This window comes from Yinghuangia sp. YIM S10712 (assembly GCF_051388935.1).
Classification (GTDB): Bacteria; Actinomycetota; Actinomycetes; order Streptomycetales; family Streptomycetaceae; genus Yinghuangia.
The window spans coordinates 409,561-416,272 of sequence record NZ_JBPKBI010000001.1; the positions used below are offsets into that span (position 1 = coordinate 409,561).

A 6,712-nucleotide genomic window follows, 5' to 3' on the forward strand; every position below is an offset into this window, starting at 1 on the left:
TCGCCATGGCCACCAGTCAACAGTCGTCCTCCGTTTCGCCCAGCCCGTTGTTGTCGCTGCCCGGCGCGGTCGCCGCCGAGGCGCCTGACGAAGATGTCGCCGCGCACTACGGAGACCCGCTGCGTGAACAGCGCCGGCTCGTCGAAGGCCGCGGTTTCGTCGACCTGTCGCACCGAGGCGTGGTCCGGGTCTCCGGACCCGACCGTCTCTCGTGGCTTCACTCGCTGACCACCCAGCACCTGACCGACCTGAAGCCGGGCGAGGCGACGACCACCCTCGTGCTGAGCCCGCACGGCCACATCGAGCACGCGATGTACGCCGTCGACGACGGCGAGGCGCTGTGGGCGCACGTCGAGCCGGGCACCGCGCCCGCGCTCGTCGCGTTCCTCGACCGGATGCGCTTCCTGTTGCGCGTCGAGATCGAGGACGCCACGGACGCCTACGCGGTGGTCTTCGAGCCGGTCCCCGAGCCGCTGCCCGACACCGCCGGGGCTCCCGTCGCCCGCGTGACCGGCGAGGGCCGCGAGCTGTTCCTGCCGCGCGAACGCCTCGCCGCTTTCGGCGCCGAGCACGCGGACCCGGCGGGGGTGTGGGCGTACGAGGCCCTGCGCATCGCCGCGCACCGCCCCCGGGTGGGGAACGAGACCGACCACCGCACGATCGTGCACGAGGTCGGCTGGATCGACACCGCGGTGCACCTGCACAAGGGCTGCTACCGGGGCCAGGAGACGGTCGCGCGCGTGCACAACCTCGGGCGCCCGCCGCGCCGGCTGGTGTTCCTGCACGTCGACGGCACCGAGGAGAAGCTCCCGGCGACCGGCGCCCCGGTCGAACTCGACGGCCGCCAGGTCGGGTTCGTCACCAGCGCGGCCCGCCACCACGAGCTGGGCACCATCGCGCTCGCGCTGGTCAAGCGCAACACCGCGGTCGACGCCGTGCTGCTCGCGGACGGTGTTCCCGCGTCGCAGGAGGTCGTCGTCCCGGCGTGACGCGCGTCAGGGCAGACGGCGCCGGTTGATGTTGCGGATGCGGCGGCGCTGGGACTTGTCGAGTGTCAGCCACGCGACGACCGGCGCCCCGACCAGCGCGGCGAAAACCAGCCAGCCGATCCAGCCGGGGAGGACCCACACGGCGATGATGCCGAGGACGATCCCGGCGGCGATGTACGGGCCGCGGTTGGACATGGCGTACCCCCTTGCATAGGCCTCGTCCGTCCATTGTCCGCCGCCGCGGCCCTGCGGCCCAGGGGGATAACCCCCGAACGGGTGGCGGCGGATGCCGAGCGGTGGCCGCTACATGTCGATGACGAGGGTGATCGGCCCGTCGTTGACGAGCGCGACCTTCATGTCGGCGCCGAACCTGCCGGTCTCGACGTGTGCGCCCAGCGCCCGCAGCGCGGTGACGACCGCGTCGACCATCGGCTCGGCGACCTCGCCCGGGGCCGCCGCGTTCCAGGTGGGCCGGCGCCCTTTGCGCGCGTCGCCGTACAGCGTGAACTGGCTGATGACCAGCAGCGGGGCGCCGAGGTCGGAGCACGACTTCTCGCCGTCCAGAATGCGCAGGCTCCACAGCTTCGCGGCGAGGCGTTCGGCCTGTTCGGCGGTGTCGTCGTGGGTCACCCCGACGAGCACGCACAGGCCCGGCCCCAGGATCGACCCGACGGTCTCGCCGCCCACGGTCACGGACGCTTCCGACACTCGCTGCACGACTGCTCGCATGCCGCCATTCTCCCCGGCGTGCGGGGGTGCGCGTGCCGGGGACCCGTCCGGGGCGATTGGCCTGCGCGGGCACGCGCCGCCGTCTACTCCGTGGCACGATGCCTGCCATGGCAGATCCGCTGAAGCCGTCCCCGCCGCAGGCCCAGGGGCCGCAGGGCCCCGGCCCGGACGCCCGCGTTCCGGGCGACGCCGCCGTACGCGCCCTCGACTTGGAGGCCGTGCGCAATCTTCGGCGGGCGGCTCAGCGCGAGGAGAGCGACCTGTCGTATCTGCGCCGTCTGCTGCACGGCCGCATCGACATCCTCCGTGCCGAGCTCGGCCGCCGTGCCGCCGACCCCGCGGACGCCGGCACTCCGGCGCCCGTCGTCCAGCAGTTGTCCGAGATCCTGTCCGAACGCCGCGGTCCGGCACGCGGGTCGCGGCACGTGTCCGTGCATCCGCCGCGCACCGAGCGGTACCGCACACGCATCGAACGCATGCTTGCCGACGTCGAGTTGTCCGACCTGACCGCACTGGACGATGCGGAATTGCTCACCGCGATCGATGACTTGACCGATTATGAGCACGAAGTGTCCGCGCGCCGACTGGAGTTGCAGCGTGAGACCGATCTCTGCGGGCAGGAGATCGCCCGCCGGTACCGCGAGGGCGAGGCCAGGGTGGACGACCTGCTCTCCGAGAATTGATCGGAGTCGACCGCTCCCGTCCGCTCTTGTTCGACCACCGTCGCGAACAGCCCCGGAAACGCCCAGGAAAGCAGCCCGCCATGACCCCTCCCTCGCCGGTTCTGGCCGAAGTCGTCCGGTCCGGCTTCGTGGAGGGGCGGCACCGGGGTGCGCTGGTCGCACTCGACGCGGACGGCTCGATCGCCTTCTCGATGGGCGACGTCACACGGCCGGTCTTTCTGCGTTCGGCCGCCAAGCCGGCCCAGGCCGTGGCCGCGCTGCGGGCCGGGCTCGACCTCGACGGGGAGCTCCTGGCCCTGGCCGCGGCGAGCCATTCGGGTGAACCTTTCCATCTGGAAGGGGTACGCAGAATTCTCCTTCGCGCGGGCCTCACCCCCGCCGCGCTGCACACGCCCCCGCAGTACCCACTGGGCGAACGCGCGTACGACGACTATCTCCGCGCCGGAGGGTGCCCCGACCGCGTGGTGATGAACTGCTCGGGCAAACACGCGGCGTGGCTCGCGGCATGTGCGACCAACGGCTGGGACACCGCGACGTACCTCGAACCGGCCCATCCGATCCAGCAGTTGGTCCTGCGCACCGTCGAGGACCTGGCCGACGAGCGCATGAGCCACCTCGGCGTCGACGGATGCGGCGCCCCGGTCCCCGCGATCGGACTCGTCGGGCTCGCCCGCCTGTTCCGCGCGCTGGCCGACCCCTGCGCGGGAACGCCGCAGTTCCGGGTCGCCGCAGCGATGCGCGCGTACCCCGAGTACGTCGCCGGCTCCGGCCGCGTCGACACGCTCCTCATGCGGGCGGTGCCGGGGCTGATCGCGAAGATGGGCGCGGAGGCCGTCCAAGGCGTCGCACTCGCGGACGGACGCGCGGTCGCCTTCAAGGTCGACGACGGCTCGGTGCGCACATTGGCCCCGATCGTCGTCGCGGCCCTGCGCCGCCTCGGCGTCGACGCGCCGGAGCTCGACGGGATCGCCGAGGTCGTCCTGACCGGCGGCGGACGCCCGGTGGGCGTGATCCGCGCGGCGTTCTGAGGCCCGCGCACCGGGGCATGTGCCGCCCCGGCGGGACCCGTGGTCGCTCCGGCGGGCGCCGAATCCCGCTGCGCCGCGTCGCTCAGGACTTGCCACCCCGAGGCTTGGGGCGCCTCACGGACTCGTCTGCAACTGCGCCTGCTCCGCCTCACGCGCCACACGAGCGTCGTACGCGGCCCGTGCCGCCGCGACCTTCGCCTGGTTCGCCTCGGTCCAGGTGACCAGGGCCTGGATCGTGTCGTGCAGCGTCATGCCGAGCGGCGTGAGCGCGTAGTCGACGCGCGGCGGCACGACGGGGTGGACCGTCCGCTCCACCAGCCCGTCGCGTTCGAGCTGACGCAACGTCACGGTCAGCATGCGCTGGCTGATGCCGTCGATCTTGCGGCGCAACTCCGTGAAGCGGAGCGTGCGTTGGTCGAGCAGGGCGATCACCAGCAGCGACCACTTGTCGGCCACCCGGTCGAGGATCTGCCGCACCTCGCAGTCCTCGCGCGTGTCCCACTGGTGTGCGTCGTAGTCGCGGCCGGTTCCGTCGCAGTAACTGTGTGACTTCGAAGTGCCTTCTTCCATGTCAGTCGATGGTTCCCGAAGATGCCTGTACGCACAAGAGGTAACCGTCCCCGGCGGCGCCCCGGGCTCGACGGGCCCATCCGTCCTGTTCTCCGAGGAGCCCCGCCATGTCCGTGCCGACCGCAAACACCGATTCGCCGGAATCGCCGGCCATCCGGCATCCGGCACCCGCCGACGACCGGATGAGTCCCCGGGCCTGGGGCATCCTGCTCGTTCTCTCCGGGGCCATCTTCCTGGAGGGCATCGACGTCGCCATGATGGGCGTCGCGCTGCCCGCCATCCAGGACGACCTGGGCATGTCGACGGCGTCGTTGCAGTGGGTGGTGAGCGCGTACGTGCTCGGCTACGGCGGCTTCATGCTGCTCGGCGGACGTGCCGCCGACCTCCTGGGCCGCCGCCGGATGTTCCTCCTGTGGCTGACCGTCTTCCTGGTCTTCTCGGGCCTGGGCGGCTTCGCCGACAGCGGCTGGGTCCTGATCCTTTCGCGCTTCGTCACCGGCCTCGCCGCCGCGTTCATGACGCCGGCCGGCCTCTCGATCATCACCACGTCCATGCCCGAAGGACCGCAGCGCAACAGGGCGCTGCTCGTGTACGCCGGCATCGCCGCCGCCGGGTTCTCGCTCGGTCTGGTCGTCGGCGGCCTCCTGACCGGACTGCATTGGCGCTGGGTCTTCTTCGCCCCGGTGATCCTCGCCGCGATCATCCTCGTCGCCGCGCTGCGCCTGCTCCCGCACGAGGAACGCCCCGCCCGCGCCTCCGGGTTCGATGTCCTCGGTGCGATCACCATCACTGCCGCGATGCTGCTCCTGGTCACCGCAGTGGTCCGCGCGCCCGAGACGTCGGCGGCCCGGACCGCGTCGACCTCGGCCGCAGGCCTGCTCGTGCTCGCGGTCTTCGTCGCCGTCGAACGCCGCTCGTCCGCGCCGCTGGTACGCCTCGGCATCCTGCGCTCCGCGCCGCTCGTCCGCGCCAACATCGGCGCGGTCGCCCTCGCCGGTTCCTTCGCGGGCTTCCAGTTCATGCTGGTCCAGTACCTCCAGCACCTGCGCGGCTGGAGCGCCACCGAGACGGGCCTGGCCATGCTCGTCGTCGGCATCGACGCGGTGCTGGCCCCCGTGCTGACCCCGCGGCTCGTCGCCCGCTTCGGCAACACGAGGGTCATCGTGGCCGGCTTCGCGTCCGCGTCGGCGACGTACGCCTTCTTCACCGGAATCGGCGCGGACACCGTCTACGCCGCGATGGTGCCCGCCCTGCTCATGCTCGGTGTCGGCTTCGCCCTGGCGTACGGGCCGCTCACCATCGCCGCGACCGACAACATCGCCGAGGCCGAACAAGGTCTCGCGGGAGGCCTGTTCAATACCTCGTTCCAATTCGGCACGGCCCTCGGCCTCGCCGTCGCCACCGCCGTCAACATCGCCGCCACCACCTCGGACACCTCCGGCGGCCTCCTCGACGGTTACCGTGCCGCGTTCGTCGTCCCCCTCGTCACCGCCGCCCTCGGCCTCGTCGTCACTCTCGGCGGTCTTCGCGGTCACCGCGGTCTCCGCGGTCACCGGGCGGAACACGCGGGATAACTCCCGCAAGCGTTGTGCTTGCAATAGTTAGCGCCGAGGGGCACCCTGGTACGCATGGCCGGCCTCAACGTGGGATCCCTCGGGGAGTACATCCGTGAGCAGCGCCGCAACGCGCAGTACTCGTTGCGGCAGCTCGCGGATGCCGCCGGGGTGTCGAATCCGTACCTGAGTCAGATCGAGCGCGGACTTCGCCGGCCGAGCGCCGAGATCTTGCAGCAGATCGCCAAGGCGCTGCGGATCTCGGCGGAGACGTTGTATGTGCAGGCCGGGATTCTGGAGGAACGGCCGGAGGGGGTGCGCGAGGTGCAGAGCGCGGTCTTGTCCGACACGAGCATCAACGAGCGGCAGAAACGCGTGCTGCTGGAGATATACGAGGCCTTCCGCAAGGAGAACGCCGCATCGGACGCCGGCACCGAGCCGGCCGGAGCCGGAGCCACGGTGAACGGCAGGTCCGCGGAAGGCTCGTCGGCAACACCCACCCCCGTCCGGTCGCTTCCCGACCGCAACCTCGATCCCGATAAGTGAGGAAGACCATGGCGAACGCCACGGAGTTCAAGAAGACCCTCACCGACGCCACGCCGTTCTACGCGTTCGTGGGCGCCGGTGACCTCGCGGTGGAGAAGATCCGCACGGTGCCGGACCGGCTGTCCGGTATCAAGATGGACATGCCGAAGTTCGAGATGCCGAAGTTCGAGGCGATCGACATCCCGACCGACCCGAAGGTCATCCGCACCCGGGTCGCCGGCACCGCGGCCGACGTGCAGGAGCGCGTCACCGCGACGTTCTCCTCCCTGACCGCGGCGGGCAAGGAGGCTCCCGCCAAGGCGCAGGACTTCGCCCGCGTCCAGTACGGCAAGGCCGGCGACTACGCGCAGCAGCTCAAGGAGATCTACGAGGACCTCGCCGAGCGCGGGCACAAGGTCGTCGACCGGATGGCCAAGAAGGAGGCGGAGATGGAGCACGCCATGTCCGCCGGGCGTCAGCACGAAGGCGACCGGCACAACGGGCACGAGTCCGCGCGTCCCGGGGACACCGCTGCCGCCGACGCCTCGCCCAAGCCCGCCGCCAAGCCCCGCCCCCCGAAGAAGACCGCGTCCCCGGAGGCGTGACCCGCACCGAGGCTCGGCGGCGACCACCCG

The 6,712-nt window shown here is 71.4% G+C and carries 9 protein-coding genes; 6 read left to right on the forward strand and 3 right to left on the reverse strand.

The window, feature by feature from the left end; genetic code table 11:
• Positions 1-5 precede the first annotated feature (5 nt).
• A complete protein-coding gene (gene ygfZ, locus ACRX5W_RS01955; protein ID WP_436786111.1) occupies positions 6-989 on the forward strand; it encodes a CAF17-like 4Fe-4S cluster assembly/insertion protein YgfZ in 984 nt (327 codons plus the stop codon).
• A 6-nt stretch (positions 990-995) separates the two neighbouring features.
• Here the strand turns inward: ygfZ and ACRX5W_RS01960 are convergent, their stop codons facing one another.
• Positions 996-1,184, reverse strand: coding sequence for a hypothetical protein (locus ACRX5W_RS01960; protein WP_436786112.1), 189 nt, complete (start codon positions 1,182-1,184; stop codon positions 996-998).
• Positions 1,185-1,292: 108 nt separating this feature from the next.
• Entirely contained in the window at positions 1,293-1,718 is a 426-nt protein-coding gene (gene dtd / locus ACRX5W_RS01965) for a D-aminoacyl-tRNA deacylase (protein ID WP_436786113.1), read from the reverse strand.
• A 107-nt stretch (positions 1,719-1,825) separates the two neighbouring features.
• Between dtd and ACRX5W_RS01970 the strand changes: the two genes are divergently transcribed.
• Positions 1,826-2,401, forward strand: a complete 576-nt coding sequence (locus tag ACRX5W_RS01970) for an RsiG family protein (RefSeq protein WP_436786114.1) — start codon at positions 1,826-1,828, stop codon at positions 2,399-2,401.
• An 80-nt stretch (positions 2,402-2,481) separates the two neighbouring features.
• Positions 2,482-3,429: an asparaginase gene (locus tag ACRX5W_RS01975; RefSeq protein WP_436786115.1), complete on the forward strand. Its 948-nt coding sequence runs from the start codon at positions 2,482-2,484 to the stop codon at positions 3,427-3,429.
• A gap of 114 nt (positions 3,430-3,543) precedes the next feature.
• Here ACRX5W_RS01975 and ACRX5W_RS01980 read toward each other — a convergent pair whose 3' ends face one another.
• Complete coding sequence (locus ACRX5W_RS01980) at positions 3,544-3,999, reverse strand: winged helix-turn-helix transcriptional regulator (protein ID WP_436786116.1); 456 nt, start codon at positions 3,997-3,999, stop codon at positions 3,544-3,546.
• A 182-nt stretch (positions 4,000-4,181) separates the two neighbouring features.
• On the opposite strand from ACRX5W_RS01980, the gene ACRX5W_RS01985 reads away from it, so the two are divergent.
• The 3 genes from ACRX5W_RS01985 to ACRX5W_RS01995 are packed head-to-tail and all read left to right on the forward strand — an operon-like array spanning position 4,182 to position 6,682.
• Positions 4,182-5,573, forward strand: coding sequence for an MFS transporter (locus ACRX5W_RS01985; RefSeq protein WP_436786758.1), 1,392 nt, complete (start codon positions 4,182-4,184; stop codon positions 5,571-5,573).
• Between the two features lie 54 nt (positions 5,574-5,627).
• Complete coding sequence (locus tag ACRX5W_RS01990; RefSeq protein WP_436786117.1) at positions 5,628-6,098, forward strand: helix-turn-helix domain-containing protein; 471 nt, start codon at positions 5,628-5,630, stop codon at positions 6,096-6,098.
• Between the two features lie 8 nt (positions 6,099-6,106).
• Entirely contained in the window at positions 6,107-6,682 is a 576-nt protein-coding gene (locus tag ACRX5W_RS01995) for a hypothetical protein (RefSeq protein WP_436786118.1), read from the forward strand.
• The last annotated feature ends 30 nt before the right edge of the window (positions 6,683-6,712 follow it).